Annotated in this window: 24 protein-coding genes; 10 read left to right on the forward strand and 14 right to left on the reverse strand. The window is 60.1% G+C overall.

Annotation, left to right across the window (positions count from 1 at the left end; genetic code table 11):
- Window positions 1-58 precede the first annotated feature (58 nt).
- The 4 genes from V6M90_RS16460 to V6M90_RS16475 all read left to right on the forward strand — a co-directional run bounded on the left by V6M90_RS16460 (window position 59) and on the right by V6M90_RS16475 (window position 2,953).
- Window positions 59-775 carry a helix-turn-helix transcriptional regulator gene (locus tag V6M90_RS16460; protein WP_003173612.1) on the forward strand — a complete coding sequence of 239 codons (717 nt, stop codon included), beginning with the start codon at window positions 59-61 and terminating at the stop codon, window positions 773-775.
- A gap of 51 nt (window positions 776-826) precedes the next feature.
- Window positions 827-1,162 (forward strand): nuclear transport factor 2 family protein, encoded by a 336-nt coding sequence (locus tag V6M90_RS16465; protein WP_003173613.1) that lies wholly within the window; start codon window positions 827-829, stop codon window positions 1,160-1,162.
- Between the two features lie 15 nt (window positions 1,163-1,177).
- A complete protein-coding gene (gene zapE / locus V6M90_RS16470) occupies window positions 1,178-2,281 on the forward strand; it encodes a cell division protein ZapE (protein WP_141065049.1) in 1,104 nt (367 codons plus the stop codon).
- A 174-nt stretch (window positions 2,282-2,455) separates the two neighbouring features.
- Window positions 2,456-2,953, forward strand: coding sequence for a GNAT family N-acetyltransferase (locus V6M90_RS16475; protein WP_003173615.1), 498 nt, complete (start codon window positions 2,456-2,458; stop codon window positions 2,951-2,953).
- A gap of 103 nt (window positions 2,954-3,056) precedes the next feature.
- Here the strand turns inward: V6M90_RS16475 and V6M90_RS16480 are convergent, their stop codons facing one another.
- From V6M90_RS16480 to V6M90_RS16490, 3 genes are all read right to left on the reverse strand, one after another.
- Window positions 3,057-3,266, reverse strand: coding sequence for a hypothetical protein (locus tag V6M90_RS16480; RefSeq protein ID WP_003173616.1), 210 nt, complete (start codon window positions 3,264-3,266; stop codon window positions 3,057-3,059).
- Between the two features lie 232 nt (window positions 3,267-3,498).
- Window positions 3,499-5,256 (reverse strand): phosphoethanolamine transferase CptA, encoded by a 1,758-nt coding sequence (locus V6M90_RS16485; RefSeq protein ID WP_305429407.1) that lies wholly within the window; start codon window positions 5,254-5,256, stop codon window positions 3,499-3,501.
- Between the two features lie 161 nt (window positions 5,257-5,417).
- On the reverse strand, window positions 5,418-5,597 hold the full coding sequence (locus V6M90_RS16490; RefSeq protein WP_003173618.1) for a DUF6026 family protein: 180 nt from the start codon (window positions 5,595-5,597) through the stop codon (window positions 5,418-5,420).
- A gap of 270 nt (window positions 5,598-5,867) precedes the next feature.
- On the opposite strand from V6M90_RS16490, the gene gnd reads away from it, so the two are divergent.
- From gnd to V6M90_RS16505, 3 genes are read left to right on the forward strand one after another with little or no spacing between them, the layout of a single operon-like run.
- The gene (gene gnd, locus V6M90_RS16495) at window positions 5,868-6,851 is read left to right on the forward strand and encodes a phosphogluconate dehydrogenase (NAD(+)-dependent, decarboxylating) (protein WP_003173619.1); all 984 of its coding nucleotides are present in this window, start codon (window positions 5,868-5,870) and stop codon (window positions 6,849-6,851) included.
- Window positions 6,848-8,371: a glucose-6-phosphate dehydrogenase gene (zwf, locus tag V6M90_RS16500; RefSeq protein WP_003173620.1), complete on the forward strand. Its 1,524-nt coding sequence runs from the start codon at window positions 6,848-6,850 to the stop codon at window positions 8,369-8,371. Before gnd ends, zwf begins: the two co-directional genes overlap by 4 nt.
- Window positions 8,368-9,192: an HAD family hydrolase gene (locus V6M90_RS16505; RefSeq protein WP_332846785.1), complete on the forward strand. Its 825-nt coding sequence runs from the start codon at window positions 8,368-8,370 to the stop codon at window positions 9,190-9,192. The genes zwf and V6M90_RS16505 overlap by 4 nt, the downstream gene beginning before the upstream one ends.
- 82 nt (window positions 9,193-9,274) lie before the next feature.
- Here V6M90_RS16505 and V6M90_RS16510 read toward each other — a convergent pair whose 3' ends face one another.
- Window positions 9,275-9,535 (reverse strand): hypothetical protein, encoded by a 261-nt coding sequence (locus V6M90_RS16510; RefSeq protein ID WP_003173622.1) that lies wholly within the window; start codon window positions 9,533-9,535, stop codon window positions 9,275-9,277.
- A gap of 343 nt (window positions 9,536-9,878) precedes the next feature.
- Here V6M90_RS16510 and V6M90_RS16515 point away from each other — a divergent pair, with 343 nt between their 5' ends.
- Complete coding sequence (locus tag V6M90_RS16515) at window positions 9,879-11,198, forward strand: sigma-54 dependent transcriptional regulator (RefSeq protein ID WP_003173624.1); 1,320 nt, start codon at window positions 9,879-9,881, stop codon at window positions 11,196-11,198.
- Between the two features lie 78 nt (window positions 11,199-11,276).
- Here the strand turns inward: V6M90_RS16515 and V6M90_RS16520 are convergent, their stop codons facing one another.
- From V6M90_RS16520 to V6M90_RS16555, 8 genes are all read right to left on the reverse strand, one after another.
- Entirely contained in the window at window positions 11,277-12,581 is a 1,305-nt protein-coding gene (locus V6M90_RS16520; protein ID WP_003173625.1) for a hypothetical protein, read from the reverse strand.
- A gap of 49 nt (window positions 12,582-12,630) precedes the next feature.
- A complete protein-coding gene (locus V6M90_RS16525) occupies window positions 12,631-13,374 on the reverse strand; it encodes a hypothetical protein (RefSeq protein ID WP_332846786.1) in 744 nt (247 codons plus the stop codon).
- 40 nt (window positions 13,375-13,414) lie between these two features.
- Window positions 13,415-14,095 (reverse strand): C39 family peptidase, encoded by a 681-nt coding sequence (locus V6M90_RS16530; RefSeq protein ID WP_003173627.1) that lies wholly within the window; start codon window positions 14,093-14,095, stop codon window positions 13,415-13,417.
- A gap of 73 nt (window positions 14,096-14,168) precedes the next feature.
- Window positions 14,169-14,915 (reverse strand): hypothetical protein, encoded by a 747-nt coding sequence (locus V6M90_RS16535; RefSeq protein ID WP_003173628.1) that lies wholly within the window; start codon window positions 14,913-14,915, stop codon window positions 14,169-14,171.
- Window positions 14,916-14,982: 67 nt separating this feature from the next.
- Entirely contained in the window at window positions 14,983-15,531 is a 549-nt protein-coding gene (locus V6M90_RS16540) for a hypothetical protein (protein ID WP_003173629.1), read from the reverse strand.
- Window positions 15,528-15,956: a hypothetical protein gene (locus V6M90_RS16545; RefSeq protein WP_042945716.1), complete on the reverse strand. Its 429-nt coding sequence runs from the start codon at window positions 15,954-15,956 to the stop codon at window positions 15,528-15,530. Before V6M90_RS16545 ends, V6M90_RS16540 begins: the two co-directional genes overlap by 4 nt.
- A 351-nt stretch (window positions 15,957-16,307) precedes the next feature.
- Complete coding sequence (locus tag V6M90_RS16550) at window positions 16,308-17,303, reverse strand: FecR family protein (RefSeq protein ID WP_332846787.1); 996 nt, start codon at window positions 17,301-17,303, stop codon at window positions 16,308-16,310.
- Between the two features lie 115 nt (window positions 17,304-17,418).
- Window positions 17,419-22,581, reverse strand: coding sequence for a dermonecrotic toxin domain-containing protein (locus tag V6M90_RS16555; RefSeq protein ID WP_332846788.1), 5,163 nt, complete (start codon window positions 22,579-22,581; stop codon window positions 17,419-17,421).
- A 180-nt stretch (window positions 22,582-22,761) separates the two neighbouring features.
- Here V6M90_RS16555 and V6M90_RS16560 point away from each other — a divergent pair, with 180 nt between their 5' ends.
- On the forward strand, window positions 22,762-23,796 hold the full coding sequence (locus tag V6M90_RS16560; RefSeq protein ID WP_305429414.1) for an Ldh family oxidoreductase: 1,035 nt from the start codon (window positions 22,762-22,764) through the stop codon (window positions 23,794-23,796).
- A gap of 59 nt (window positions 23,797-23,855) precedes the next feature.
- On the opposite strand, the gene V6M90_RS16565 is transcribed toward V6M90_RS16560, so the two are convergent.
- The gene (locus V6M90_RS16565; RefSeq protein WP_305429416.1) at window positions 23,856-24,176 is read right to left on the reverse strand and encodes a DUF883 family protein; all 321 of its coding nucleotides are present in this window, start codon (window positions 24,174-24,176) and stop codon (window positions 23,856-23,858) included.
- A gap of 163 nt (window positions 24,177-24,339) precedes the next feature.
- Here V6M90_RS16565 and V6M90_RS16570 point away from each other — a divergent pair, with 163 nt between their 5' ends.
- On the forward strand, window positions 24,340-24,594 hold the full coding sequence (locus V6M90_RS16570; RefSeq protein ID WP_003173636.1) for a hypothetical protein: 255 nt from the start codon (window positions 24,340-24,342) through the stop codon (window positions 24,592-24,594).
- Here V6M90_RS16570 and V6M90_RS16575 read toward each other — a convergent pair.
- The gene (locus tag V6M90_RS16575; protein WP_332846789.1) at window positions 24,566-25,486 is read right to left on the reverse strand and encodes a LysR family transcriptional regulator; all 921 of its coding nucleotides are present in this window, start codon (window positions 25,484-25,486) and stop codon (window positions 24,566-24,568) included. The genes V6M90_RS16570 and V6M90_RS16575 overlap by 29 nt on opposite strands.
- Between the last annotated feature and the right edge of the window lie 58 nt (window positions 25,487-25,544).

A 25,544-nucleotide genomic window follows, 5' to 3' on the forward strand; every position in this document is an offset into this window, starting at 1 on the left:
TTTCCTGACAGGGTCCTTTGCTAAACTGCGGCACTTTTCGTTTTTCGGCGGGATCAACGTGTCGCGTACTACTCGTCTACTGACCTTGTTGCAGGCCCTGCGGGGTAAAAAACGGCCTGTTACGGCTGCCGTGCTGGCGGCGCAGTTGGAGGTGTCCGAGCGTACGCTGTACCGGGACATTGCCGAGTTGACCGCCCTGGGGGCGCCGATTTTCGGGGAGGCCGGAGTCGGCTACGTGTTGCGCAATGGCCTGTTTTTGCCACCCTTGATGCTCAACGCCGAGGAAACCGAGGCCGTGGTGCTGGGCTTGCGGTATGTGGACCAGCGTGGGGACGAGGTGCTCAGTCGCGCGGCGGCCAATGCGTTGGCCAAGATTGCCGACGTCCTTGACCCAGCCGCCCAGGAGGCCTTGCGCAACCCGACGTTACTGCCCGGCCCGCCCGGTTTCGGCTATCCGGAAAACCGCGTGCCGCTCAATGTGTTTCGCGAGGCTATTCGCAATCAGGCCAAGCTGCATATCGATTACGCGGATGCCAGCCAGGTCCAGAGCCAGCGCCTGATCTGGCCGCTGGCCCTGGGCTTTCTCAATGAAGTGCGGGTGATCGTGGCGTGGTGTGAGCTACGCGGCGCCTATCGCACCTTTCGCACCGACCGTGTGGCGAGCGCGCAAGTCCGGGGCGAGCGGTATCCGGGGCGACGCAGCGACTGGCTGCGGGCCTGGCGCAAGCTGATGGAGCGCAACGAATCCGTGCCGTTCACTCCTGACAAAAACTGACACACCCTTGGCTTAGCATGGCATCACAGATCACCAACAAGGAGTTGTGCCATGTCCCTTCCCGAATTGGCTCCCGCCATCGCGGCCTATCTCGCGGCGACCAATACCCGCGACACCTCGGCGGTCGCCCAGTGTTTTGCCGATGACGCCAATGTGTTCGATGAAGGCGAGCATCAGGTCGGCACCGCCGCCATCGCGCGCTGGATGGAAGACACCGCGCGGCGCTACCAGCCGCGGGTCGAGGTGCTCAACGTGCAGCATCGTACCGGCAAGGTGTTGGTCAGCAACGTGGTCTCCGGCAATTTCCCCGGTAGCCCGCTGGAGCTGCGCTACACGTTCCGCCTCAACGAACAGGGTAAGATTTCACGGCTGGATATCTCGCTGTAGGTCATAATCGCGGGCATGACTTTCGACTCGCCCCTCGCTGCCTATCAACACGCTATCGCTCAACAGGGTTTCGTCGCCGACGATGCCCAGCGCCGGGCGGTGGATGCTCTGCAAGCCTGTCATCAGGCCTTGCATCAAGGGCATGCGCCGCTCACCGGGGTTTACCTGTGGGGCCCGGTGGGCCGTGGCAAAACCTGGTTGATGGACCAGTTCCACCAAAGCCTGCGGGTGCCTGCGCGGCGCCAGCATTTTCATCACTTCATGGGCTGGGTGCATCAGCGCTTGTTCCAATTGACCGGCACCCCCGACCCTTTGCAGGCCCTGGCACGGGAACTGAGCCAGCAAGTGCGGGTGCTGTGTTTCGACGAATTGTTCGTCAATGACATCGGCGATGCGATCATTCTCGGCCGCCTGTTCCAGGTGATGTTCGCGGAAGGCGTGGTAATGGTCTGCACCTCCAACCAGCCGCCGGACCAGTTGTATGCCGAGGGTTTCAACCGTGAGCGATTTTTGCCCGGTATCGCCGCCATCAAGCAGCATATGCAGGTGGTGGCGGTGGACGGTGGCGAGGACCATCGCTTGCACCCAGGCGTTGGCCTGCAGCGCTATTGGGTGAACCAGCCCGACGCGCTGGCCAGGGTCTTCGCACAACTGGCTCAAGGGCAGGGCATAAACAGCGGCCCGATCGTCGTGGGTCATCGTCGCATCGACGCCGTGCAGTCCAGCGACACTGTGCTCTGGTGCCGTTACGCCGACTTGTGCGAGCAACCCTTGGCGGCGATGGATTTCATGCTGCTGTGTGATCGCTTCAAGGCGATTGCGCTGGGTGAAGTGCCCAACTTGAGCGCGCAACAGCGTCCCGGTCGGATTGCCCGTGGCACTGAAGATGCGGTGCAGCGTGTGGCGGCCGGTGATCGTGAACTGCCGCAATTGTCGGTGCACGACGACAGTGTGCGTCGGTTCATTGCCTTGGTGGACGAGTGCTATGACCGCAAGGTGCCCTTGTTCATCGAGGCGCAGGTCGCGTTGGAAAACCTTTATACCGAGGGCTACCTGGCGTTTCCCTTTCGCCGCACCCTCAGCCGCCTGCAGGAAATGCAATTGCAGCGTTTCGGTTGATTGCTGTACGAAAAAAACACCGAGATGGGCGGCCTGGGCTTTTTTATCGGCAGAACCTTCCCGTGTTCACGCAGATATTTGTCGTTAATCTCCTTCAACTGGCGCCGTCCACACGCTTACAATCAAGCCCCTCAAAGGGAGCCGATTCCCTTGTTGTCGTGATTGAGGAAGGCAATGGAAACCCCAGATATCCTGGTGCTGCAAGCCAGCTACACCAACCCGGTACACGCCCAGGCGATTAGTCGTGTGCTCAACCATTACGCCGAAGACCCGATGGGCGGCGGTCACAGCCTGTCCGCCGATCTGTTGGCGCAACTGCCGGCCGAACTGGCCAAGCGACCTCATGCGTTCAGTGTGCTGGCGTTTGTCGGCGGTGAACCGGCGGGGCTGGTGAATTGCTTTGAAGGGTTTTCCACTTTTGCCTGTCGCCCCTTGGTCAATATCCATGACGTGGCGGTGATGGCGCCGTTCCGTGGCCTGGGGCTGAGCCAGAAAATGCTGCACAAGGTCGAGGAAATTGCCCGGCAGCGCGGCTGCTGCAAAATTACCCTGGAGGTGCTCGAAGGTAATGCCGTGGCGCAGTCAGCCTATCGCAAGTTTGGGTTTGATGATTCGAAGTTTGATCCGGCCTATGGACGCATGTTGTTCTGGCATAAACCGCTGGATAAATAACAATTAAAAAGGGCGCCATTAAATGGCGCCCGTAAACCTTGGCCAAAGGAGCGGAATGGCGTGAGGGTGTTGCGGATTAAACAAGTATTAACTCAGCGTTAAATTAACTCTTGGGTTGTTGCTGATCGGCCGTTTCGGTTTTCGGGTTCTTGCCGTCGGCCAACGCGGTCTGTTGTTCCGAGCCGTGGATTTGTTGTTGCGAGAAGGCGAAGTCATTGTAGAACTGCTTGGAACGCTCCGAGCCGCCTTCTGCAAACGCGGCGGCGGAGGTCAGGGTCATCAGGCTGGCAAGCATTAAAGTCGAGAGTTTCATCGAGGTTTCTCATTAAGTGTGATCGTCGTCCGTTCGGTCCTTGAGCAGATTTGTGGGCCATAGTGGCGCGATCTTATTAAGTGGGAATTAACCCGAGAAACTTCCAACGTTAACAATTTCGTTAACGTTGGACTCTTCGCTTTTATAACTTCCAGTGGGAGAGAGGGGACAGAACCCGGGACGCTTTAATACACGCTGAGGTTCAAACCCAGGACACCTTGTCGTCGTTGTGTTACTGGGCTGGTTTTTCCTGGAGCACCACATCTGCCGGGCTGGCCTTCTTCGGCTTGATCAGGCTGAAGTCAATCAAGGCTTTCTGCTGGCGCAAATAAGGGTTGCCGATCAGCAGCGGTCGTGCCTGGAAACTGTCGCTGACCAGGCTTTTGCTGCGGTCCAGCTCGTTGAAACTCAGCCCGGCCAGATCGGCCCAGGTGTGGATCAACTGCGAGCTACTGTAGGGTCGTTGCAGGTCACCGGCAAAACTCCAGTCGTGGTTTTCGCGCCATTTCGGCGAGGCATAGGCCATGAACGGGATCGTGTACATCGGCGCCGTCGGTTTGCCTTCGTTACGCCCCAGGGTGGCGTGGCCGGCCGAGTCGTAGACGTCTTCGCCGTGGTCCGAGAGGTACAGCAGGAAACCGTTGGGGTCGGTCTTGGCGTAGTCCTTGATCAGGCTGGACACCACGAAATCGTTGTACAGCACGGCATTGTCGTAGCTGTTGTAGGTGGGCAGTTGATCATCGCTGACGCCGTCGGGCACGCCCTGGCGGTCGGTAAATTTGTCAAAGCTCGGTGGGTAGCGGTACTGGTAACTCATGTGCGTGCCGAGCAGGTGCACCACGATGAACTTGCGTTCGGCCGGGTCGGCCAGGGCCTTGGAGAACGGCGCCAGCACGTCGCCGTCGTATTGACGGGCGTTCTGGTTGCGGTTGTTGTTCAGGTACACCTGCTCGTCGGCCTGTTCGGAAAAAGTCGTGAGCATGGTGTTGCGCTTGGTCATGGTCTGCTGGTTGGTGATCCAGTAGGTCTTGTACCCGGCTTGCTTCATCACGCTGACAATCGACGGCGTCTTGAGGTACAGGTCGGGGTTCTCCTCGTCGGCGAACGTCAGCACCTGTTGCAATGCTTCGATGGTGTAGGGGCGGGGCGTGATGACGTTATCGAATACCGCCAATTGGTCGCGCAGCTTATCCAGTTCAGGCGTGGTGTTGCGCGGGTAACCGTAGAGGCTCATGCGTTGGCGGTTGGTGGACTCGCCGATCACCAGCACCAGGGTCGAAGGCTGGCCGGCCGTGGTGTCCTTGAGGTTGGTCAAGGGTGGGATCTGGCTGGCGCTGTCGAGCATGCCTTGCATGTTGTCCAGTTGTTCAGTGTAGCGGTGGTAGGCGACGATCATCTGCCACGGCACGGCTGGCTCGATGCGCGATTCGAAGCGGTCAATTGCGTCGTCCAGGGTGTCGCTGCGGGCGATCTGCTTGACCAGCGGGTAGCCGACGATCGCCACCACGATCACGGTCGCGGCCACGAGTGCCTGTCCGCGCGGCAGGTACACCGGGCGCACGCGGGTCCACAGGAAAATCGCTACGGCGGTGTGGGCGATGAACGCCAGCACGATCCACCAGGCGAAGTACTGGGTGGCATATTCGCCGGCCTCGGAAATGTTCGACTCGAACATGATGAAGATGACGCTTTGGGAAAATTCCTGCTGGTAGATAAAGAAATAACCCAGGCTGGCCATGGAACAGGCCCACAACACCACGCCGATCAAGGCGGACAGCAGGCGCGTACGGCGTGGGAATATCAGCAGGGGGGCGAGCCACAGTGCGCTCATGAAGAAGGCTTGGCGAAAACCGCTGAAGCCGGACGTGCCGCTGAGTTGGATCAGCAGTTGGGTAATACCCGAGAAGTACCAGAAAAACACGAATAGCCAGCCAAGACCGGCCCAATCAAAGCCTTTCGCAGACTTAGTGCTGCGTTCGAACATCGCCATCCAGCGCTCCAACCCGATAATTTTTCAGTCGACGCGCAGGGCTGCACGCAACAGAGGCCACCCTTGCATGGGATGGCCCTTGGGGGCGGGAGTATCGAGAATGGCGTGTGAAAACTTTGTGAGATTTTTGTAGCCTTTATCTTACAAAGCGATGACCGGGCTCAGCAGAGCGCAGGCTGGGCGCCAGCGGGCTGATCGAGTTGGGCTTGAATGATATGGGCACGCAGGCGCATGACCTCCTGCTGCAGTTGATCGCGTTCGTCTTTCAACTGGCGCAACTCATCGCGACGGATAGAGACGTAGAGGGTCTGTGGAGGACGGGTCATCTGTGCTGTATTCATTGCTTGCCTCGCAAATAGGCGGTGTGTCGCGGTGTGCCAGAACGCTTGAGTCGAGGTTCTCGGCAGCAGTCAGGGCGATTCTGAATTCTTTTTCACTCCAATGGAACTTTTTTATTTTTGGTGGTCGTGTGACTTTCGGTGCGGTGATGGTGAAACGATGGCAACTTTTTTGTCATGAAACTACAAGGTTCTGCCCCTGACTAACCCTCATTAGCCTCATTGCGCTATAAACTACGTCACACATTTTTTAGCAGTTAGGAGCATCAGCACATGCAACTGGGGATTATCGGACTAGGCCGCATGGGCGGGAATATTGCACGGCGCCTGATGCTCAATGGGCATACCACCGTTGTTTACGACCGTAACGAAGCATTTGTCAAAAACCTCAGCGAGGAGGGCGCCACCGGTGTTGCAGACTTGAAGGCGCTCGTTGCCGGACTGCAACAGCCACGTGCCGTGTGGGTCATGCTGCCCGCTGGCGACCCGACCGAAAACACCATTAATGAGTTGAGTGAACTGCTGGAAGACGGTGATGTGATCATCGACGGCGGTAACACCAACTACAAGGACGATGTGCGGCGCGGCAAGGCACTGGCCGAGAAGGGCCTGCACTATGTTGATGTCGGTACCTCCGGCGGCGTCTGGGGCCTGGAACGTGGCTATTGCATGATGATCGGTGGCGACACCGAAACCGTACAGCGCCTTGACCCGATCTTCAAAAGCCTGGCCCCGGGACTGGGCAGCATTCCGCGCACCAAGGACCGTTCCGCCAGCGCCGACCCGCGTGCCGAGCAGGGCTACATCCACGCCGGCCCCGCGGGTGCCGGGCATTTCGTCAAGATGATCCACAACGGCATCGAGTACGGGATGATGCAGGCGTTTGCCGAAGGGTTTGACATCCTCAAGACCAAGAACTCGGAAAACCTGCCTGAAGATCAGCGCTTCGACTTGAACGTCGCCGACATTGCCGAAGTATGGCGCCGTGGCAGCGTGGTCTCGTCCTGGCTGTTGGACCTCACCGCCGATGCGCTGGCCACCGACCCGAAACTCGACGGTTACTCCGGTTCCGTGGCCGACAGTGGCGAAGGCCGCTGGACCATCGAGGCCGCCATGGAACAGGCGGTGCCGGTGCCGGTGCTGTCCACGTCGTTGTTCGCCCGTTTCCGCTCGCGCCAGCAGAGCACCTACGGTGACAAAATGCTGTCTGCCATGCGCTTCGGCTTTGGCGGACATGTGGAGACTTCCAAAAAATGACCGCCAACGGCAAGAAAACCCAGGCCGAACCGGCTCCACCCACCACACTGTTTCTGTTTGGTGCCCATGGTGACCTGGTCAAGCGCCTGCTGATGCCGGCGCTGTACAACCTCAGCCGCGACGGGCTGCTGGGTGACGGCCTGCGCATTGTCGGCGTGGATCACAACGCCATCAGCGATGCCGACTTCGCCAAGAAGCTCGAGGATTTCATCCGCACCGAGGCGGCGAGCAAGGTCAGGGGCAGTGCGGACAACGCGCTGGACCCGGCATTGTGGGCACAGCTGGCCAAGGGCATCAGCTATGTCGAGGGCGACTTTCTCGACGACAGCACCTACGCCGACATCGGCAAGAAGATCGCCGACAGCGGCACCGGTAACGCGGTGTTCTACCTCGCCACCGCGCCGCGCTTCTTCAGTGATGTGGTGCAGCGCCTGGGCAGTGCCGGTCTATTGACGGAAACCGACGACGCTTTCCGCCGTGTGGTGATCGAAAAGCCGTTCGGTTCCGACCTGGCCACCGCCGAAGCGTTGAACGCCTGCCTGCTCAAGGTGATGAGCGAGAAGCAGATCTATCGCATCGACCATTACCTGGGCAAGGAAACGGTGCAGAACATCCTCATCAGCCGTTTCTCCAACGTGCTGTTCGAGGCGTTCTGGAACAACCACTACATCGACCATGTGCAGATCACCGCCGCCGAAACCGTCGGCGTGGAAACCCGGGGCAATTTCTTCGAAAAAACCGGCACTCTGCGCGACATGGTGCCCAACCACCTGTTCCAGTTGCTTGCCATGGTGGCCATGGAGCCGCCGGCGGCATTCGGTGCCGATGCAGTGCGTGGCGAAAAGGCCAAGGTGATCGGCGCGGTACGCCCCTGGTCCTTGGAAGATGCGCGGGCCAACTCGGTACGTGGCCAGTACACCGCCGGCGAAATCGGGGGCAAGCCGATGCCGGGCTATCGCCAAGAAGCCAACGTTGCGCCCGACAGCAGCACCGAGACGTTCGTCGCCCTCAAGGTGATGATCGACAACTGGCGCTGGGTCGGCGTGCCGTTTTACCTGCGCACCGGCAAGCGCATGAGCGTGCGCGACACCGAAATCGTGATTTGCTTCAAACCGGCGCCTTACGCACAGTTTCGCGACACCGAGGTGGACGAACTCAAGCCCACCTACCTGAAGATCCAGATCCAGCCCAATGAAGGCATGTGGTTCGACCTGCTGGCGAAAAAGCCCGGGCCGACCCTGGACATGGCCAACATCCAGTTGGGGTTTGCCTACAAGGACTTTTTCGAAATGCAGCCATCGACCGGGTACGAAACCCTGATCTACGACTGCATGACCGGCGACCAGACCTTGTTCCAGCGTGCCGACAACATCGAGAATGGCTGGCGTGCGGTGCAGCCATTCCTTGACGCGTGGAAGGAAGACGATGGCATTCAGACCTATAAGGCCGGTGAAGATGGCCCGGCGGCGGCCGATGCGTTGCTTGCCCGTGATGGCCGCACCTGGCACAGCCTCGGATGAGTGATGCCACGATCCATCCCATCCGTTTTATCTTGAGTGACGTTGACGGCACCTTGCTGCATTCCGATCACAGCTTCAGCCAGCGTACGGTGGACGCAGTTCGCGCTCTGCGCGAGGCCGGGGTGTTTTTCAGCCTGGCCAGCGGGCGCCCGCCCAAGGCGATGTTGCATTTGATCGAGACATTCGGCATCGACGTGCCGGTGGCGGGTTTCAACGGCGGCACGCTGATCAACCCCGATGGCAGCATCCTGGTTGCCCATCACCTGCCGGCGGAGGCGGCGCTGATAACCCTGGCGCTGTTTTCGGCCGAGCCGGACGTGGAGGTGTGGGTATTCGCCGACGGCGACTGGCTGCGGCGCGATCCGCCTGGCCCGATGGTTCAGCGCGAAGCCGACGGCCTGGGGTATGGGCCGGTGGTGGTGGAGAGTTTCGAGCCTTACCTGGACCGGGTCGACAAGATCGTCGCCGCCAGCAACAACACGCAATTGCTGGTAGAGCTGGAAGCGCAATTGCAGCCCAAGGTGCAGGGGCTGGCCCAGGTGTCGCGTTCGCAACCGGTTTATCTGGATGTGACCGCGATGCTGGCCAATAAAGGCGAGGCCCTGAAAACCCTGGCAGCGCACCTCGGCGTGCCGCTGGAGCAGACGGCTGCCATGGGCGATGGTGGCAATGACCCGGCGATGTTTCACGTGGCCGGCTTATCGATTGCCATGGGCCAGGCCGAAGAAACCGTCAAGCGCCAGGCCAATGTGGTCACCGGCAGCAATGTCGAGGATGGCGCGGCCGAAGCGCTCGAGCGGTTTATTCTCGCGGCGCGATAAGTACCTGAACCGATAAGCGCCTTAACGTTATACGGCTTAACGTGCGATGACTGTTGTGCAGTCATCGCAAGTTGGCATCGGCTTACTTCGGCATAGCCCAGGACTGTAAACGGTAGCCATCTTTGCCGAGTTCGGCGCGGGCCTGCAACAGCAAGTTTTCCAACTGCGCCGGGTCGGTATAAGTGTTCGATGACAGTTGTTTACTGCCGATACGGTTATTGGTCCGGTCGATGACGCTCAGGCTGAGGGCGCCGTTGCCATCGTGCCAGGCCACGCACTGAAAGGGTTGGAAAGCACGGTCTGCGATCAAAAGGGCTTCGTTGATGCGGAGCGGGGCGTTCATGTGGGTCTCTCTCTAAATGCCCATTCAAGTGAGTACCGGCGGTTGGGCTGACCGTGCGGTGGGTTACTTGTACTGATGCACGATGGCTGGGTACGGGTCACATGTTAGAACACATATTTTTAACTTTCCCTGACTGACATCATGTAAGTGGCTGTTTTGAAAGCGCGATGAACATTGGCGCGATGCATCACTTCCGTGCCGCAAACCCGCAAAAGTGGCTTTTTGCCCGCACTTATAGCAAAACGGTACAAGGCGAGCGTCAAGATCTTGCTAGTGTTAGCGCCAGGCGTAACAAACCGTTGTTTCTTAATAACTTTAAAAATTCTGGCGCCAAGGAATGATCATGCTTGCTACACCTGCGCGTCGCTTGCTTGTGGTCGACCCCTGTGACGATTGCCATGGGTTATTGCCGGGTTTGCGCACCGCCGGGTGGGAGGTAGACAGCTGTGCATTGGAAGCGGTGGGTGAACGTTCCTGTGATATCGGCCTGCTGCGCCTGCAGCCCTATCACCTGGAACGACCCGAAGCCGTCAAGGAACTGATTGGCCGCAGCGGCACCGAGTGGATCGCCGTGCTCAGTCAAGACGTCCTGCGCTTGCAGAATGTCGGTGACTTCGTCTGCGAATGGTTTTTCGACTTCCACACCTTGCCGTTTGACGTTGCCCGCGTGCAGGTCACCCTGGGGCGCGCCTTCGGCATGGCGCGCCTGCGCGGCAAGGGCCATACCCCGGTGGACGAAGGCCATGAACTGCTGGGCGACAGTCGACCGATCCGTGAGCTGCGCAAGTTGCTGTCCAAGCTGGCGCCTACGGAGTCACCGGTATTGATCCGGGGCGACAGCGGCACCGGCAAGGAACTGGTCGCCAAGACCTTGCATCGTCAGTCACAGCGTCATGCAAAACCGTTTGTCGCGATCAACTGCGGGGCGATCCCTGAACATCTGATCCAGTCCGAATTGTTCGGCCATGAAAAGGGTGCATTTACCGGCGCCCACCAGCGCAAGGTCGGGCGTATCGAAGCCGCCCATGGCGGTACCCTGTTCCTCGATGAAATTGGCGATCTGCCGATGGAGTTGCAGGCCAATCTGCTGCGTTTTCTCCAGGAAAAGCACATTGAACGGGTCGGTGGCACCCAGCCCATCCCGGTGGATGTGCGCGTGCTGGCGGCCACTCACGTCGACCTCGAAGCCGCGGTCGCCAAGGGGCGCTTTCGCGAAGATTTGTACTACCGGCTCAATGTGCTGCAAGTCGTCACGGCGCCGTTACGCGAGCGGCATGGCGACGTGGTCATGCTGGCCAACCATTTTTCGCGGTTCTACAGTCAGGAAACCGGTCGTCGCCCCCGCAGTTTCAGTGAAAACGCGTTGGTCGCCATGGGGCAGCACCCGTGGCCTGGCAATGTGCGCGAGCTGGCCAACCGCGTACGCCGGGGCCTGGTGCTTGCCGAAGGGCGCCAGATCGAAGCCGTTGATCTGGGATTGGTGACCGAACAGGCAGGTTCGCCGCCCATGGCGACATTGGAAGACTACAAGCACCGCGCCGAACGCCAGGCGTTGTGCGATGTGCTCAACCGGCACAGCGACAACCTGAGTGTCGCGGCCCGTGTGCTGGGCATTTCCCGGCCGACGTTCTACCGGTTGCTGCACAAACACCAGATCCGCTAGGGCGGGTAAACCGAAAAGCCCCGCAACGACCCTTATCGTTGCGGGGCTTTTGCGTTGTGGTAATCGCCTGCGATTCGGTCAGAAGTAGTACGGGAATTTCAGGCTGAACGTAAAGTCCGGCGCATCGTCGGTCATGCCGATCGCCAGGTTCGGCACGATGGTGAGGTTGTCCGAGGCCGCAATGGTCATCCCCACGTTGAAGTAACCGGCGTTGGCATCGCTGGAGACCACCGATTGCCAGTCCCCGCCGTCAGGCTTGAGCCGGCTCTTGCGTTGCACCAGGTCGGACACCGAGAACGACATGCTCATTTTTTCGTTGAGGGCGAAGGCCACCCCGACGCCGAACTGGAAGCTGTCGCCCAGGCTGACCTTGCCGCCGACCTTCTGGTTGACGTCGCTGCTGATGTCGCTGAACGAGTCTTCGAAGTTGTGGGTATAGGACAACGAACCGAACAGCACTGCCGGGTCGAAGGTCTTGACCAGCGAGATGCCGGGTGTGATCGACCAGACCCCGTTGCCCGTCGGCAGGCTTTCCGGCACGAACAGGTTGTCGTTGGTGGGCGAGCCGATCAGCTTGATACCAAAAGGCTCTTTGCCGGTTGGCGCCTTGACCCGCACCGACACCACGGCATCCGGAAGGGATGGGGTTTCGTCGAGGAACTTGTACGCCACGCCGAAGTTGACGTCGCCGATGGTCGGGTCGCGAGTCACCGACTGTTCCGACGTTGCGGCGCTGCTGTTGCCGGCGCCGGCCGACTGGTAGGTGGATTCGCGATAGACCACGGGCACGTTCACGTCGAACTGCCAGCGGTTATCGAGGTTGTAGCGGCCGGTGAGGTCGAGGGTCCAGTTGTCGGACTTGATCCGGTCCAGGTTGATGTTGCCGAGGAAGATCGAGTCCAGTGCCAGGAAGCCGTTGAGGGTCAGCTGGCGAGCATCGTAGCGTGCATAAGTCACGCCGGTTTCAAAGCTGAATCTGCCGTTGCCGAAAAAGCCGCTGGCTTCGTTATAGAGGTTGCTCACGCTTTGCGCGGGGGCCGAGTCATCCTTGAGCGACTGGCCGTAGGAACTGCCGCCACCGCCCGCGCCACCGGATGCAGCCGCCGCGCCCGTACCGGCGACGGTGGTGCCGCTGGCTTTTTGAAAGTCTGCCGGGGATTTGGCCAGGCGCTTGGGCGCCGGTGTCGCCGGTTGGTCCTCGACCTGGCGCACCCGTTGTTCCAGCACCGCCAGGGCTTTTTGCTGTACTTCGTAGCGCTGCTTGAGTTCCAGGAGTTCCTGTTTGAGTGTTTCGATATCGGTATCTGGCGCGGCATACAGAACGGATGCAGGCAAGAGCGTACTTAAACAGACCACCGCGCGAAGCGATAACGATCGATGCATGAAATAAGCCGTCCTTTTCTAATGCGTAAGTGTCGAGGCTCAGCGTAGTTCAATAACCGAGGGTGCGTAGGGCTTTGAGTTGATCGAGGTTGCAGTTCAATGCGCCGTTGTTCAAACCGTTATTGTTCATTACCACGTTGAGCTGGGTCATGTTGTTGACGAAGTTGGTGTTGCCGGTCAGCACCGTGCCTTGCAGCACGTTGCCGCCACCGATCTGTTGCAGGCTGTTGCCCTGGTTGTGGTTGGCCTGGATCGCCATCTGCAAGCCGCCGTTATTGGCCGACACGCTGACACGGCCGGCCGCGCTGTCGCCGGTCACTGTGCCGCCGGCCACCAGCACTTGCCCCGATTGCACCAGGTTGGCGGGGGCCAGGCCGTTCTCGACGGTGATCCCCACGTTGTTGTAGGCAGTGTTGCCGTCACCGGCGGCACGCACGCTTTGTGTCACGCCCTGGCCACTGCCCAGGCCAGCGCCGCCGGTAACGTTGCCGGTGCCGGTGTTCGGGTTCGTCCCATTGCCGGTCGAACCAGTGGTTTGCACATAGAATTGCGGCGTGATGGTCGCCGCGTCGACCTGCATGCTGGCCTTGCCGGTGAGGGTGTCACCCACGGCATTGGTCCAGGTACTGCTCATCACAATACCGAAGCTGATGATCCGCCCCGGCATCACATAACGGCCGCGCAGGTCGGCCATTTCCGCATCCTTGAGTTCGATCGGTTTGAATGCCGATGAAGCGTAAGCGGGCATCGAGGCTGCCAGACACATGACCGTCAGCCAACGGGAAGTGTTCATCTTCTGCTCCTGGAGCGTCCTGCCCCTTATTGCGCTTCTTTTAAAAGAAGTCGCTCTGGATGAAACCGAAATCCATCAGCTCGGCATCGCCTACGGGCCGGAACTCATTCAACTGGTTCTTGGCGGTCAGCGGCGTGGGTGGGTCGAGCAAGACATTGGCCTTGTCGTAACCTTCACCGAGTACGGCGAAGACGATGCCATTCCAGCCCTTGACGAAGTCGTCGTGGGAATAGCGCTTGTGGCCCAGCACGGGGTCGCCGATATAGACCCAGTCCTTGTCGGCGCGCTGTAGCACCACGAAGTGCTTGTAGCCACGAATTTCCAGGAGTACCACCACGGGGATTTTCACGGTCACCAGGGTGTCTGGCGCGATTTTGTAGCCCCGGGCGCGCATGCCGATGCTTTCGAGGTAGCGCTTCATGTCCAGCATGGAAAAACCCTGGGTACGCACCAGGTCCTGGTCGGCGGTGACCAGCATGCCTTTGATGATGTGATCTTCGTCGACGTCCAGCCAGTAGGCTTGGCGCAGGATTGTGGCGAGTGCCGCGGCACCGCAGCTGAAATCGGTTTTCTGTTCCACCAGGTTGGCGAAGCGGCGTTCGCGGATACTCTCGACCTTCTTGAAAATCACCGCACCGCCAGGCATGGCGGAGATCGCCATGGTGCCTGCCCACGCGGGGCCGGTGAGCAACATCAGGAGGGCGAGGGTCGGGAGGCGCATGATCGTATGACCTGCTGGACACTGATTTAAAAAAGGGAATAAAAAAGGGCCTTGTTGCCAAGGCCCCGTTGGATCAGAAGCGCACGCCGCTGGCGCAGACGGTGCAACCTTGACCGATCGCCAGGCTGTTGCTGCCTTGGTTGCCCGAGCCGGACTGCAGGTTCACACCCACGTTGCCGGAGTTGCGGTTGACCGAGTTGTCGAGACTGGCGTTGTTGGACACGTACTGAGCGTTGCCGCCATGGCCATAACCGTGGCTGCTGGCTGCAGTGCTGAGGTAGCTGTTGCCCAGGGAGTTTTGTTCGGTGTTGGCGGCCGCAGCGATGTTTTTGCCGTCTGCGGTCACGATCGCCAGGTTGTTTTTACCCTGGTTGCCTTGACCGGCCTGGCCGTTATAACCCACGTTGCCGGAGTTACCGTTAACCGAGTTATCCAGCGAAGCGTTGTTTTGCGTGCCTTTGTTGCTGAAGCTGCTCAGCACGCTGTTTTGATTCACATCGACCACACCGAATACGGTGGCGGCATCGCCTTTGGCGCTGGAGATGGCGGCAGAGTTGTCAGCCTGGTTGCCACTGCCGGCTTGAACGTTGACCCCAACGTTACCGTTGTTGCTGTTCACCGAGCCATCGGCCGAGGCGTTGTTTTCGGTTTTGGTGTCGTCGAACTTGTTGACCGCGCTGTTTTGTACATCCGTCACCACGGCCGCGATGGTGCCGGTAGGTTGAGGCGCAGGGTGCCAGCCACCACCCGCTTGAGCTGCGGCAGCCATGAGTGCGGCGAGCGCGAAAACCATTGGTTTCAGGGCCATTTGAGGTTTCATGGTGTTTCTCCTTGCTTCTAATTAGTTGGTTAAGTGTTGGTACGGTCCAGCGAGTACTACCAAGCGTTTACTTGATAGTGATGCCCAGGGTGTTAGCCACTCGGTTCCCCACCCCGGCACTCTGGTTCACCTGAATCACTCCTCGGCTGCCTGTGAAGGCCTGGTCGCTGGTCACGACAAGGCGGCTGCCAGTGGTGGGGGTGAGCCCTGAGTCGGTCAATTGCGTCGTGTTCTGTTGCAACAGGACGCTGTCATCGATGCTTTGCGGTCCAGGGTTGATGCTGATCCGCACGGCGTTGATAGATTGGTTATTGGCCCCGGCGGACTGGTTGATGCCCAGTACGCCGTTGCCGCTGGTAAATGAGGTGCCCTGGATCGCCGCCTTGGCGTTCAGGGACGGGTCGACGCTGCCGTCCATACGCTGAATATTCACGTTGGTGGCTTGACCACCGATGGCGATGGCGCGGCTGTTGGATGTCTGGTTCTGCGTGCCGGCCGCCTGGTTGATCGACAGGACGCCGTCGTACTGTTTACCGCTGTGGCTGATCACGGCGGTGTCGTCGGCCATGACCGGGGCGCTGGTCAGCAAGGCGAGGACGAGCAGGGCACGATTCATGGCTTGCCCCCCATCATGCTGCCGATGTTATTGAGCGGCGCCATGCCGCGCTGGATCGAGTCGCTGATCTGCCCGCCCATGCCGCTGCCACTGCCATGACCGCCGGCCGAGCCGGCCCCCAGGGTCGACAGGCTGCCTTGAGTGGCATGCAGGCCGGTCATGGTGTCGTTGGTCTGAATGACGCGCACGATGCTCGAACCGCTGCTGACGTTGCCGAAATCGCGGTCACTGAGTTCGCCGGTGGCCGCCATGACGTCCTGGCTGGGATTGGCGTTGGCCGTGGTGGGGTAGGGGTCTTTACCGTAGGCGGGGCGGCCGATCATGTGCGCTTGCACATTGCGCCCGGTCACGATCACACCGTCACCGGCAAAGCTCGGCGCACTGATGCCAAGGCTGAGTACACAGCTGGCCAGCAGTCCCTTCATCAAGCCTTGAGTGAATGTGATCACGGCGGTGTTCCTTATGCTCCGCGCTGACCCTAAACAGCGCTGAAAGGGATAGAGCAGGAGCCGTGCCGCTTTTTATTTATCGTTATTATTCAATTGGTTGAAGTAATTGTAGGGCAAAGTGCCGTCACTGCTGTTTCAAGGATGAGACAGTCCTGAATCAAGTACGCAGGTTCGGCCACGCCGCAAGCGATTCATCGGGTTGTATCAATGGCTTAACACTGTATGTGACAAAACCATGAATCCGCGCCGTACAAGCGGTTCAGGGCAGGGCAGTGTTTCAAAAATGGACACAACAGGCGCGAGCAAGCACGGGCACGCCTGGCGACGTCAGCCCTTGGGGGTTTTACGCGGGATGGAATTGAGTACGGGGTTGCCGTCCTGGTTCTGGGTCAGGTAGACCGGCAGTACCTTGGGCAGGGAGGGGACGAGGTTGTTGACCTCGTTGAGGTTGTAGATCCCGCCGATGCGAATCGCGCCGGTGCTGGCGTCAGCCAGCATCACCGGTTTGGCGAGGTAGCGGTTGATCAGCGGCAGGGCATCGGCCAGGGTCAGGTTGTCGAGCACCAGCTTGCCCTGGCGCCAGGCCAGCGCGCCGTCGTCGGGGTTGATCGCCTTCACGCTTGGCGTGGCTTCTCCCGGTTGATAGCTGGCCTGCATGCCAGGCGTCAGCGGCACGCTGCCGTGCACGGGGTCGCTGGAAATCTGTGCCGAGCCTTCGAACAGCATCACCCGGACCTGGTCCTCGTACGTCCAAACGTTGAACTGGGTGCCGGTCACGCGCACCTGGCCTTCACCCGCCCGCACGATGAACGGATGGGCACTGTCATGGCTGACCTTGAAAAACGCCTCGCCTGTTTTCAGTGTGACCCGGCGCTGGTCCTTGTAGTGGCTGTAGACCAACCGGGTGCCCAGATTGAGTTCGACCTGGCTGCCATCGCCCAGCCTCACCAGGCGCAAGCCATGGGGGGCTTCGAACTGTTCGCAGGAACTGGGCAGCCAACCGGCTTCCCAGCCGGTGAAGGCCGCCACGGGCAAGGCGAGCAGGCCCACGGCTGCGACCATGACATACATTCGCCCCCGGCTATGCGGTTTGAACGGCACCGCAACGCGGGGCGGGTCGCTGCGTGGCAGATAATCTGCAACGTCCCAGATTTCCAGCATCGCAGCGTATTCGAAGGCATGCAGCGGATGAGCATCGTGCCACTGTTCAAAAGCCTTGCGTTCCTGCGTCGTGCAATCACTGGCGTGCAGGCGCATGCACCACTGCGCGGCGGCGTCTGTGATGGTGTCGTATTCGGTTTCTGAGACGGACTTTTCGGTCATTGACGCATCCTGATTTCCCACATTCTAACTCCCACAGGCGGACGGCGAGAACAGCCGTCATGGCGATTGCACATCAATCGGAACTTATTCTCGTTTACCAGGACCTGAAGGCTGCTCACGCTCCCGCATCCAGCGTGCGGCCCAGCTCACTGATCAGGTAGGTCACCGAGTCGGCGTTGGCCAGAATGGTGTCGATGCGTTTGTCGGCGTTGCTCATGAAGATCGAGCGAGCGTCGTCAAGCGAGGTGGCACCGGTGGTACTCAAGACTTTCTTCATTTGCAATTGTGTTGAAGGGCTGTCGCCAAAATCCTCCCACAATTGGGAAACCGCGTCCCATACCTTGAACAGCATCGTCACCGGCGTTGCCAGTGACAGCGCGGTTTCACGTACGTCTTCCAGATCAGTCTTCATCAACGCGGCCCCGGGAATGTCGACGTTGATCAGGTCCGCGAACGGCCGCATGCTGTCCAGGTAAGCCAGGTCTTCGGTCGAGGACCGGATGTGGGTGATCTCATGAATCAACACGGTCGCTCGCGCGTGGGCCGAGAGGTTGAACGGGGCGGTCAGGCGGTTCTGGTATATGTCCATAGGCGGGTCGAAGAAGCGGCCCAGCAAATAGATCTTGTGCTCCTCATCGGTGGGTAGCACGAAAGCGAAACTGTTCTGCGACCTGTAGCGATCGGTGCCACTGACAAAACGTTTTGAGTCGGGGCCGACCAGGGTGGGGTTGATCAACTCATCGAGCACCTCGTCGACCCGCCGCTCGATCCTTTGCACCTGGTCGGCCGTGAGTGTGACGATGCCAAAGAGCTCGCTGAAAAAACGCCCAAGCCGACTGTTGGCATCGCGCAGTGCGGCGAAGTGGACAAGGTTGCGTTTGCAGGTGACCGTGTAATACGTCGCCACGTTGAGTGCTTCATCGATGCATTGCGCCTTCCAGCTGGAGAGCGCAGCAATCTCCCGCATGCCCACCGCCTCGATATTGATCAGTGACCGTACGACCGAGCGTGTGTGACGCCTGCCCGCGTAGCGGCTCAATGTCTTGCCATAGCGTGGGTTATGCCGGTCCAGGTCGAGCGTCCATTCGCCCTGGGCGTTTTGCCGCACGTATGGGCCACGCAGCTCACCTTTGTTCAGGCGCCAGCCATCACCGGTTTTTTTTATCGGGTACACCTTGCCCGCCAACGGCACATAGTTGCGGGTATTGAGCTTGTCTTGGTACAGGTGCGGCTGCGTGGTCTTCTCAAGGTCGTCCAGGGCGACATCGTGACTTTCAAAAACTTGCAGTCGAGTACGTTCGGGGTCCGTCACATCCAGCGTGCCCAGCGTGGTGGCCGCCGGCTGCGACGGTTGCAGCCATGGCGCCTGGATCACCGGCTCGGCGGGCGGCTCGGTCTGGGGCAGCAGATCTTCCAGCGCCCCGCGCAGAGCGGCCATCTCGGCGACACCCAGTGCGAACATCTTCAGCGCCTGTTGCCAGTGGTGTTCCTGCAGGTTCTCGGCGGAGGCCTTGAACAGGTTATAGCTGCGCCATACCACCAGCGGGTAGGCCAGTTTGCCGGCCATGAATTGCAAGCCTTTGGGAATGCCCTGAGTCAACAGGCTGGTGACCGCGTCCCAGGCTGACTTGCCCCAGCGGGAGAACTGGCTGGCGAGCATCTTGAGGAGCATTTCGGCATTGTCTTCGAACAGGCGAGTCAGCAGGTTGCCGGTGATGGGTGACACACCCAGACGTATATCAGAAGGTCCTTTGCCAAAGCGTTGATTCAGCAAATTACGGTAAGTGGCCTGATGCTTGGTTTCCAACTGTTCCAGTACCCAGTCCTGCAGTGCGCCGGGCGTGATGAACTCATTGAGCAACGCGACTTCGTTCGGATATTCCTTCAATGAATGCGCGGGGCTGTAGGGCGCATACAAGACCAGGGGGCCAGGAGCGCCGGACGTTGGCCCGATCAGATAACAACCCAACGCCTTGACTTTGGCGGATCCCTCGGTTGCGATCAGCTCAAGCGGGCGAATGAAGGCTGTGACCCCACGTACCGTGGCGCGCGCCAAGGCATCAGGCATGTCGAAGACTTGCTGGATAAACCCCCAGGCGGATGCCGACAGCCGCTCGTCAAGCATGTGTTGATGGGCGTATTGCAGGACTTGCCAGGGCAGTTGCCGACAGAACAGCTCGCGGCGCTCCCGCGTGGCTGTGGTCTGGCTTTTGAGATGTGTGGTCAACTGCTGCTCAAAGCGCTTTTTCAGGTCCAGTTGGCGAACCAGTTGCACCACGGCATTCCCGTCCAGTGTGGCCGGCAAGGGCGTAGCGGTGCGTGAGCGCGGCCGGATCGAGTCGCCGTTCAACTCAGGCAAGTGCCGCAGGGCGAAATCCGTCAGCGTCTGGATATTGCCCGCTAAATCGATATTTCCAGGGATCAGTACGTTGTCCGGCGTAATGTCCTGCTCAGGAAAACGCGCTTTGAGCAAGCTCGTGAGGGCGCTTTGAGCGCTCTCGCGAATGGATGTGATGCCGTGAAGGTAGTCACGTTCATCCGCTGCGCTGACGCGGTACTGCTCGATCAGCTCGGCCTGCAGGATCTGCTCCCGAGGCGTTGCCATGCCCAGCCAAACCGGCAGTGCCTGCTGGAGGATCATGGCGCGCGCGATTGCGATCGCCCTGGGCAGGTTGGACGGGGGCGCGCGGCGGATCAGGCGGTCCATGCAGTCTTGAAAACGCTGTGCGCTCAATCCCATGGAAAGCACGTGGTCGATCTCGTCACGTGTGAAGTAGCTGTAGGTCTGTTGGCGGTTTTTCAGCAGATCGTCGTCGATCCGTTGCAGCGGACCCAGCGAGTATGACTGATGAGGAAGACGCCGCGAGACCGGCACGTTCTCCAGCAGGGGCAGACGTTCCAGCGGATTTTGCAACCGTCGTTCCAGGGCGTCGAGCAGGACCTTGACTGACGCAAAGGCTTCATAGCCGCAACGCGGTGTCCATAACAGCGCCGTGCCTGAGTTGTTGGGGTCGATGCCGCCGCGTTCGGTCAGCACAAAACAGTTGGCCAGGGCTTGGGGGATGGCGTCGAGGCCAAGGTTCAACGTCAAGCCGAAGGCATCCGGTATAAAACCGTTCAGGCCATGCCGGGTCAGCCGCGTCAGGCCGTTGGCGTCCAGAGAGGCGTCCAGCAACGCCAGCGTTGGCCCCGGCAAGCTTCTGGACAATTGTCGCAATCTGACTTCGCCGATCAGTCCTTGCAACAGGCCATGGCTCAGGTGCGTTTGGTTGTTTTCCAGCAGCAGGTGCGGCAGCGTGCGCAGGTCGCTTTGAACAAAGGATTGCATGACCTGCTCGATGATCGCATTGAACGTCGTGGTTGAAAGACTGTGCAGCATGTGAGCGAGGCCCGCGTCGCGTTTGCCGTAGAGCCCGGTGCGTAGAGAGTCTTTCAGTGCTTCGCTTTGCCGCGCCAGGCGCGCGATAAAGTGCTCGACCATACTTGAAGACTTTTGGGGCGGACGGCCTTCTTGTTCTCGCGCTCGACTGGCATAGGTATTGATATGAATGTTGTCGGCTGTCAGGTTGAGATTTCTCTTGGCCAGCTCGAGGTTCAGCGCATGGGCCACCAGCTCGCGCAAGGTGGGATGTTGGCTGCGCTCCATGGCCAGCGCGGCTTCAATCGCTTCCAACCGCTGTAGGTGCAGCTTGGCTTTTTCCGCCTGGACGGTGCTGGGGCGCCCATTGCCGCTGGTGATGGGATGCACCGTCCAGCGCCCGCCGCTTGGTTGCTCCAACAAACGACTGTCAAGCATCGTGCGCACGTCCAGGGCACTGTCGAGCAGTGCCGCCAGGTCAATGCTGCCTGCACTGCGGCGAAACAGCCCCAGTGCAAAGTTCAGGTTGTCGGACTGCTTGGTGACGATGTCCTCGACCATTTCCAGAAACACATCGTCCGCGACCGGCTGGCCCTGCACCTGCATGTGGTCCATGCCGATAAATACGCTGCGCTCGTCCACGGACAGAAAATTGAGCAATTCATCTTCATGACCCGCGGCTTTGAGCATGCTCAACAAGGTGGCGTTGAGGTCCTTGAGGTCCTTGAGTACCTGCAACCCGCGCGATTGGGTATAGAGATAGGCGTGGGAATTGCTCATCATCAGTGTGCCGGCGAGGTCGACGTAATGTTGAAAGGGCGCATGCACCCGCACCTTTTCCAGTTTCAACTGACTGCCTGTCGTATCACGCATCGCCTGGTTGGGCAGTAACATCGTGCGCAGTGTCAGGCTTTCGTCGGTGGAAACGATTTCGTCCTGGTGCTTGAACAACAGGTCGGCGCGGAACTTGTCGCTCATGACCCTGGCGAACAGTTGCGCGCGTGACTCGCCCCCATTGATGTCTTCGTTCCAGTAGGTCTGCAGCAGGCTGTTCAATAACCGGGAGAGGATCGCGCTGGTTTGTTCCACCACGCTGTCCCAGCGTCGCTGGTCCTCGGCCCGTTGCTGCGGGGTCAAGGTGCTGGGGTCGTAGCCGATATTATCGAAGGTGTGGGTCCGGTCCGTCGGCCAGGCATGCTTGACGTAAAACTGCAGCAGCGTCTCGTTGAGCGGCAGCGAGGCGACCCAGCGAGACCCGTCATCAGTGGGCGTACGGCTGAAAAAGTTAACACGGGTGTCGGCCTGTTTTAGGCCCGGAAAGTAGGAGCGGGCCATGATGTCGAGCAAGATGTGGAGCATGCCATCCAGGGTGGGTAGTTTGCGCAGTTCCTGGAGCATCATCGTTACATTTTTGTATTGTCCGGCCTGGATAGCGCGCTCCTGGTCCAGCATCACTGCACCCTCGATGACCGATGTGCTGAGGCCCAGGTGCTCATCCGCCGGCAGTCCGTCACGTTCTGTGATGGACAGAAAGTGCAGTAATTGGCGGCGCAGGTCCGGGTCCCGCAAGCGGGCCTCCATTTCACTGAGCAGGTCGGTGCGGCTGTCGAACAGCTCCAGGCCGCCATAGGGGGTGTAGAGCACGGCTTTTTCAGCATCGGGAGTCGGGCTCATGATAAAGGTGCCGGCCAGTGGCATGACGGGCTTGCCGGGGCGGTTGATCAGCAGCCGTTCGACCCGCATGCAATACCCGTGCAGTGTGCGGTTCTGGCGTGCGGCATCGGTGGCGTAATACAGCGTGTGCAGCCAGTCCAGATCCTTGAGCGTGAACCCCAGCGCACGCTCCCGTGGCGTCGGCTCTTTGCGTTTGATCGGGCGCAGAAATTCATCGAAAAAATACGGCGGGGAGACTTTCGCCATGGTGCACGCTCCATCAATGCGGCGGTTGTGAAGCCTCACGGTAGGTGCCGGTGTGGAATGTGGAGCGGTACATAATTGCGGTGGGCTTCAAGCGCCCGTTGACAGCAGGCCTGTACGGCGTTGTTTAATCGAAGGTCTGGATTGTTGTTGCCTCTTCCAATTATAAAATCGGAGCTACAGATGTCTGCCCAGTCCCCGATAGTTGACAGTACTCGCGCACTCATTGGTTTCAATGAGCTGGTGGCATTGCTCCACACGGTGTTTGTAAAGCACGGCACCTCGCCGGACGTGGCGGCTATCCTCGCGCACAACTGCGCCAGTGCCGAACGCGACGGCGCCCATAGCCACGGTGTCTTCCGCATGCCCGGTTACCTCAGCACGCTGGCCAGCGGCTGGGTCGACGGCAAGGCTGTGCCGGTGGTCACGGATGTAGCGTCCGGCTTTGTGCGGGTGGACGCCGCCAACGGTTTCGCCCAGCCGGCCCTGGCGGCGGCCCGTGGGCTGTTGGTGGACAAGGCCCGCAGCGCCGGCATCGCCTTGTTGGCGATTCATAACTCCCATCACTTCGCCGCGCTGTGGCCGGATGTCGAACCCTTTGCCGAAGAAGGCCTGGTGGCACTGAGCGTGGTCAACAGCATGACCTGCGTGGTGCCCCACGGCGCGGATCGGCCATTGTTCGGCACCAACCCGATTGCCTTCGCCGCGCCGCGTGCCGATGGCGCGCCGATTGTGTTCGACCTGGCCACCAGCGCCATTGCCCACGGGGACGTGCAGATCGCGGCGCGCCAGGGCGAGCGCTTGCCGCCGGGGATGGGCGTGGACAGCCTTGGCCAGCCCACCCAGGACCCGAAAGCCGTGCTGGAAGGTGGAGCTTTATTGCCATTCGGTGGGCACAAGGGCTCGGCGTTATCGATGATGGTCGAATTGCTCGCGGCGGCGTTGACCGGCGGCAATTTTTCTTTCGAGTTCAACTGGGCCGACCATCCGGGTGCGCGTACACCCTGGACCGGGCAGTTGTTGATCGTGATCGACCCGAGTAAAACGGCCGGGCAAAGCTTTGCCGAGCGCAGCCAGGAGCTGGTGCGGCAGATGCACGCGGCGGGGTTGCGGCGGTTACCAGGGGATCGACGCCATCGCACACGGGCGACGTCGCTGGAGAAGGGGATTGCGATCGAGGCTGAGGCGTTGGCGCAGTTACACGATTGGGCGGGTTGAAGTTTTAATGGCGTAGTCGTCAACTCCCTACGACGACTACGACAACAACGGCAAGGGGGTCAGTTACGGCGACCCAGCAACAGGCCCACCACCAAGCCGAAGCCCGCCGAAATCGCCACGGTTTGCCATGGGTGGCCACCGATGTAGGTTTCGGTGGCGTCAACCACCGGCTGGGTGCGTTCGCGCACGCTGGTCACCGAGTCCATGGCCTGCTTGAGCTTCAGCGCCACTTGCTGACGCAGGGTTTCACCTTCTTCGCCGACGAGGTTGGCGCTGCTTTTAAGCAGTTTGTCCGATTCTTCAATCAGCGCGGCGAGTTCGCTGAAGGCTTGATCCTTGATCTGGTCGACGGTGGCTTGGGCAGCGGTTTTGCGGGCCATTGTGTGATTCCTTGCAGGTGAATGTGACAGTGAACAATGGAGTATCGGGCGGTGGCAAAAGTTGCAGTTTTTTTGCCGAAGCGCTTTCGTGGGCGAAATCCGAATCAGGAATTTTCGACCTACAGTGTAAGATGACACCTATTTGTGCAGCAGGTAATTCAACATGAGCTTCAATCTCGCCAACAAGACCCTCGCCGAACGCGCCGAGCTGGAAGATGAAAAGTCCCGCCTCTACGACCTGTGGCAGACCAACCTGGGCAAGGCCAAGGGCGAAGCCGCGCGGTTGTTCGGCGAGCGTGCCAAGCGCAAGGGCAAATGGGCCGAGTGGGTCCGCGCGGAACTCGACGGCATGTCGCCGCCGGAGTTTTCCAACATGGTGCGCAGTGAAGTCAACAAGCTGATGGCGGCGACGAAGTAAACCCGGCCACGATGGCCTCGCGTACTTTCAGCAACATCGGGTCAAGCTGAGTCTGGGTGCGCCAGCCCAACTCCACCGGGTAGCGCGGCAGCGCCAGCGGACAGGGCAACACCTGCAGGCCGGTCATCCCGGCGATGGCCTGCGCCGCATGCCCGGGAATGGTCGCCACCGCCTGGCTGCCCTTGAGCAAAAACGGCAGCGCGGCAAAGTGGCTGGTTGACGCACACACCTGACGGCTCAGCCCTTGCGCCGCCAAGCCCTCGTCGGTGATCCCGATAAACCCGCCTGACGACACCAGCACGTGTTCGCGGGCGACAAACGCCTCCAGGGTGATGGTGTGTTGATCCGGCGCCAGGCTGGCGGGGTCCGCCAGGCAGCGGTAATCACCTTCGCCAAGCACTTGTCGGCTCAAGCGCCCCTGGGCGAAACCGCCGGCGGTAATCGCCAGGTCCAGCGTGCGGTCCAGCAGGGCGCCGGCGACGATCTGGCTGTGGGTCTGGCGGAAGATCACGCGCAGTTTCGGCAGGCGTTGCGCAATTTCCTCCATCAAGCGGCGGCCATAGGCAATCTCGAAATCATCGGACAACCCCAGCACCACCGAACGCCCCTGGTAATGCGGGGTGGTTGGGTCGACCATGGCCAGGCTCTGGCGGCAACGGTCCAGCGCCTCGCTGATCACGGGTTTCAATTGATTGGCTCGCAACGTCGGTGCCAGGCCACGGCCGGTACGCACGAACAAGGGGTCGCCATACACCTCGCGCAGACGCCGCAGGCCCGCGCTGATGGCCGATTGCGTGACGCCCAGGCGCAACGCTGCGCGGCTGGCGCTGGACTCATCGTGCAGGGCTTCGAAGGTTTTCAGCAGGTTCAGGTCGACGTTGGCGATATTCATTTGGTTTATATCATTCAGCACTGAAGTGGGCTTTATTCATGATCGCGACTGACGGGAG

The organism is Pseudomonas lactucae (genome assembly GCF_036688725.1).
Classification (GTDB): Bacteria; Pseudomonadota; Gammaproteobacteria; order Pseudomonadales; family Pseudomonadaceae; genus Aquipseudomonas; species Aquipseudomonas lactucae.

Excerpts from the sequence above, each read along its gene's own strand:
- V6M90_RS16570 (WP_003173636.1), top strand. The coding sequence starts at position 24,340 with ATGAGCTTCAATCTCGCCAACAAGACCCTCGCCGAACGCGCCGAGCTG.
- V6M90_RS16555 (WP_332846788.1), bottom strand. The coding sequence starts at position 22,581 with ATGGCGAAAGTCTCCCCGCCGTATTTTTTCGATGAATTTCTGCGCCCG.
- V6M90_RS16530 (WP_003173627.1), bottom strand. The coding sequence starts at position 14,095 with ATGCGCCTCCCGACCCTCGCCCTCCTGATGTTGCTCACCGGCCCCGCG.
- V6M90_RS16475 (WP_003173615.1), top strand. The coding sequence starts at position 2,456 with ATGGAAACCCCAGATATCCTGGTGCTGCAAGCCAGCTACACCAACCCG.
- V6M90_RS16565 (WP_305429416.1), bottom strand. The coding sequence starts at position 24,176 with ATGGCCCGCAAAACCGCTGCCCAAGCCACCGTCGACCAGATCAAGGAT.
- V6M90_RS16465 (WP_003173613.1), top strand. The coding sequence starts at position 827 with ATGTCCCTTCCCGAATTGGCTCCCGCCATCGCGGCCTATCTCGCGGCG.
- V6M90_RS16520 (WP_003173625.1), bottom strand. The coding sequence starts at position 12,581 with ATGCATCGATCGTTATCGCTTCGCGCGGTGGTCTGTTTAAGTACGCTC.
- V6M90_RS16515 (WP_003173624.1), top strand. The coding sequence starts at position 9,879 with ATGCTTGCTACACCTGCGCGTCGCTTGCTTGTGGTCGACCCCTGTGAC.
- V6M90_RS16550 (WP_332846787.1), bottom strand. The coding sequence starts at position 17,303 with ATGACCGAAAAGTCCGTCTCAGAAACCGAATACGACACCATCACAGAC.
- V6M90_RS16525 (WP_332846786.1), bottom strand. The coding sequence starts at position 13,374 with ATGAACACTTCCCGTTGGCTGACGGTCATGTGTCTGGCAGCCTCGATG.
- V6M90_RS16505 (WP_332846785.1), top strand. The coding sequence starts at position 8,368 with ATGAGTGATGCCACGATCCATCCCATCCGTTTTATCTTGAGTGACGTT.
- V6M90_RS16485 (WP_305429407.1), bottom strand. The coding sequence starts at position 5,256 with ATGGCGATGTTCGAACGCAGCACTAAGTCTGCGAAAGGCTTTGATTGG.
- V6M90_RS16490 (WP_003173618.1), bottom strand. The coding sequence starts at position 5,597 with ATGAATACAGCACAGATGACCCGTCCTCCACAGACCCTCTACGTCTCT.
- gnd (WP_003173619.1), top strand. The coding sequence starts at position 5,868 with ATGCAACTGGGGATTATCGGACTAGGCCGCATGGGCGGGAATATTGCA.
- V6M90_RS16535 (WP_003173628.1), bottom strand. The coding sequence starts at position 14,915 with ATGAAACCTCAAATGGCCCTGAAACCAATGGTTTTCGCGCTCGCCGCA.
- zapE (WP_141065049.1), top strand. The coding sequence starts at position 1,178 with ATGACTTTCGACTCGCCCCTCGCTGCCTATCAACACGCTATCGCTCAA.
- V6M90_RS16480 (WP_003173616.1), bottom strand. The coding sequence starts at position 3,266 with ATGAAACTCTCGACTTTAATGCTTGCCAGCCTGATGACCCTGACCTCC.
- zwf (WP_003173620.1), top strand. The coding sequence starts at position 6,848 with ATGACCGCCAACGGCAAGAAAACCCAGGCCGAACCGGCTCCACCCACC.
- V6M90_RS16560 (WP_305429414.1), top strand. The coding sequence starts at position 22,762 with ATGTCTGCCCAGTCCCCGATAGTTGACAGTACTCGCGCACTCATTGGT.
- V6M90_RS16510 (WP_003173622.1), bottom strand. The coding sequence starts at position 9,535 with ATGAACGCCCCGCTCCGCATCAACGAAGCCCTTTTGATCGCAGACCGT.
- V6M90_RS16545 (WP_042945716.1), bottom strand. The coding sequence starts at position 15,956 with ATGAAGGGACTGCTGGCCAGCTGTGTACTCAGCCTTGGCATCAGTGCG.
- V6M90_RS16540 (WP_003173629.1), bottom strand. The coding sequence starts at position 15,531 with ATGAATCGTGCCCTGCTCGTCCTCGCCTTGCTGACCAGCGCCCCGGTC.
- V6M90_RS16575 (WP_332846789.1), bottom strand. The coding sequence starts at position 25,486 with ATGAATATCGCCAACGTCGACCTGAACCTGCTGAAAACCTTCGAAGCC.